Genomic DNA, 2,855 nt, shown 5'->3' with positions numbered 1-2,855 from the left:
CCTCGCTGGGCGGCGGACCCATCGCGCTGGAGGATATGCGGGGGAAGACCGTTCTCATCAATATCTGGGCCACCTGGTGTCCGCCCTGCATCGAGGAGATGCCCTCGATTCAGAATCTCTATGAAACGATGAAGAAAAAAGGAGTGCCTTTCGAGGTGCTCGCCGTCAGCATTGATGCGCTCGGCGGCGACGCCGTTCAGAAATTCGTCGATCGCTTCGGCTTGACGTTTCCCATCCTTCTCGACCCGCGCGGGCGGATCAAGAGGCTCTACCGCACGACCGGCGTCCCCGAGTCAGCCATCGTCGCTCCCGACGGCCGCCTCGTTAAGCGGATCATCGGAGCCCGGAAGTGGGACGCCCCCGATATCATCTCCTTTATAGCGCTCGTGGGACGAACGCCCGTCCCGAAAAAATCGGCCACTCCGTAGACCTGAAACCTTAAATCTCGAATCCCAGGCGGAGCCGCTCGTTGATGCGCCGCATCTGATCGAGGATCGGCGGGGTGATGGGGACGCCGATCCGCCGGTTTTCCGCCTCGGCGATGAGCTCCGGCTCCCCATGGATGTAGATGCGGTCCCGCCCCGGCTCTTTCTCGGAATTCCGAATCAATTCAAAGGTCTGGGCCATCTGTGCAAAGACAAGCGCCGGCTCGCGGAAGCCCTCGACCTTCAGTGCCCCCATCAGGTGGCCGGTGGCGGCGGGTGCGTTCGGCCCCGCCCCGGCGATGCGCGCCCCGAGGTCGGAGCCGGAGAGCAGGCTGCTGAGCAGCTCCACCATCAGCGAGAGGCCGTAGCCCTTGTGGCCGCCGCTTTCGTCTCCCTCCCCGCCGAGGGGGAGGAGGGGCGCGTCCATCGTCAGGATGCCGCGCTCATCGAGCCCCGGCGCCGGAGCGGCGCTCGACACCCATCCCTTGGGGAGCGTGCGCCCTTCGCGCAGGGCGGTTTCGATCTTCCCCACCGCGACGGTCGCCGTCGCCATGTCCAGATGAAAATCGTGCCCGCCCGGCCCGCCGGGGATCGCCACGCTGAAGGGGTTCGTCCCGAAGAGGGGACTGATGCCGAAGGTGGGGGCGACGCGGTTTCCACCGTTGCTCATGCTGATGCCGATGAAGCCGCGCTCCATGGCCTTGCGGGCCCAGTAGCCCGCGTAGCCGAAGTGGCTGCTCCCCCGGACAGCGATAAAGCCGGTGCCGAACTCCGCGGCGCGCGCGAGCGCCTCCTCCATGGCGCGGTTCGAGGCGACGGTGCCGAGCGCGTTGTCCGCATCGAGAACTCCGGTCGTCGGGCTGCCGGCGTGGAGCGTCATCTCGGGGTTTTTGTTGATAAGCCCTCTTTCGAGGCGGACGAGGAAGTAGGGGAGCCGGGCGGCTCCGTGGCTCCGGATTCCCCGGAGGTCCGCGCTGATGAGCACTTCCGCCGTCAGGCGGGCATCTGCCTCGGGGACCTCCGCCGCCCGGAACGAGAGATACATGAACTCCTGAATGACCTCCGGCGGGAACCGGACGGTTCCCTCGGGGAGCGGGGATGACTCGACCATGTGCACCTCTCCGATAAGGAAGGATGAAAAAAAGAAAAACCGGTGAACCTACCTTGTCCCCTTCGCCGGGGTTTGTCAAAATCCCCCGGGTTCATTTCGTATTTTTTTGCGCGCAAGGAGGAGATGGGCATGGCCCGTATCGCGGTCATCCGAGGAGATGGCATCGGCAACGAAGTGGTTCCCGAAGCGGAGGAGACCCTGCAGGCGGCGGCGGAGGCAGCCGGCCTCAAAGTGGAGTTCGAGCAACTGGACTGGAACAGCGAGCGCTACCTGCGCGAGGGAAGCGCCGTCCCGGAGAATGCCTGCGACTATCTGCGCAAGAATTTCGACGCGATCCTCCAGGGCGCCGTCGGCGATCCGCGCGTAAAGGGGCCGATTGTCCATGAGCAAATTCTGCTGGGCATCCGCTTCGGCCTCGATCTGTACGCGAACATCCGCCCCAGCCGGCTGTGGCACGAAGATTTGACGCCGCTCAAGAACAAAAAGGCGGGCCAGATCGATCATGTCGTCTTCCGGGAGAACACCGAGGGCCTCTACGCCGGCATCGGCGGTTTCTTCAAGCTTCAGACCTCGGACGAGGTGGCCGTCCAGCAGGAGATTCACACCTACAAGGGGGTGGAGCGCATCATCCGGGCGGCGTTTTCCTTCGCGCAGCGCTACGGCCGCCGCAAGGTCACCATGACGGACAAGGCGACGGGGCTCCGCTACGCCGGAGGCATCTGGCGGCGGGTCTTCGATGAGGTGCGGGCGCAGTTTCCCGGCATCGAGTCCGAGGCGCGGCTGATCGACGCCGTCTGCATGGAGTTGATCCAACATCCCGAGGAGTTCGACGTGCTCGTGACGAACAATTTCCTCGGCGACATCCTGAGCGACGTCACCTCGGGACTTGTCGGGGGGCTCGGGCTTGCCCCTTCGGCCAACCTGAACATGGAGGGCATCTCGCTCTTCGAGCCGGTGCACGGCACCGCCCCTGACATCGCCGGGCAGGGAATCGCCAATCCGGTTGCGGCGATCCTCACGGCGGCGCTCCTGCTCGAGCATTTGGGCTGTGCCGAAGGCGCGGCTTCGATTCGCCGGGCGGTGGAGGAGTGCATCATGGCCGGTGAGCGGACGCGGGACATCGGCGGGACGCTCTCCACGCGCGCGTGCGGCGATGCCATCCGGAAGCGGATGAGATAAAAAACCATCTTTTTGGAGACGGGAGAGACGGAATGCCGGAAAAATCGGTCATCATTCTGGACGAAGTGCCCTTCAAGCCGGTGGAGTGGGGGCGGAGCAAGGTGCTCATCAGCCCGAAGGTGAACGGGGCGGAGCACTTG

At 64.7% G+C, this 2,855-nt stretch carries 3 protein-coding genes; 2 read left to right on the top strand and 1 reads right to left on the bottom strand.

Features of this window, described 5'->3' with window-relative positions:
- Positions 1 to 428: TlpA disulfide reductase family protein (locus O2807_14215; protein MDA1001657.1), on the top strand; the 428-nt coding region annotated here is incomplete at its 5' end.
- A 10-nt stretch (positions 429 to 438) separates the two neighbouring features.
- On the opposite strand, the gene O2807_14210 is transcribed toward O2807_14215, so the two are convergent.
- Positions 439 to 1,536, bottom strand: coding sequence for an Ldh family oxidoreductase (locus O2807_14210; GenBank protein ID MDA1001656.1), 1,098 nt, complete (start codon positions 1,534 to 1,536; stop codon positions 439 to 441).
- A 129-nt stretch (positions 1,537 to 1,665) separates the two neighbouring features.
- On the opposite strand from O2807_14210, the gene O2807_14205 reads away from it, so the two are divergent.
- Positions 1,666 to 2,715: an isocitrate/isopropylmalate dehydrogenase family protein gene (locus O2807_14205; GenBank protein MDA1001655.1), complete on the top strand. Its 1,050-nt coding sequence runs from the start codon at positions 1,666 to 1,668 to the stop codon at positions 2,713 to 2,715.
- Positions 2,716 to 2,855 lie beyond the last annotated feature (140 nt).

The organism is bacterium (assembly GCA_027622355.1).
Taxonomy (GTDB): domain Bacteria; phylum UBA8248; class UBA8248; order UBA8248; family UBA8248; genus JAQBZT01.
This window is presented reverse-complemented; position numbering and strand designations above follow the sequence as displayed.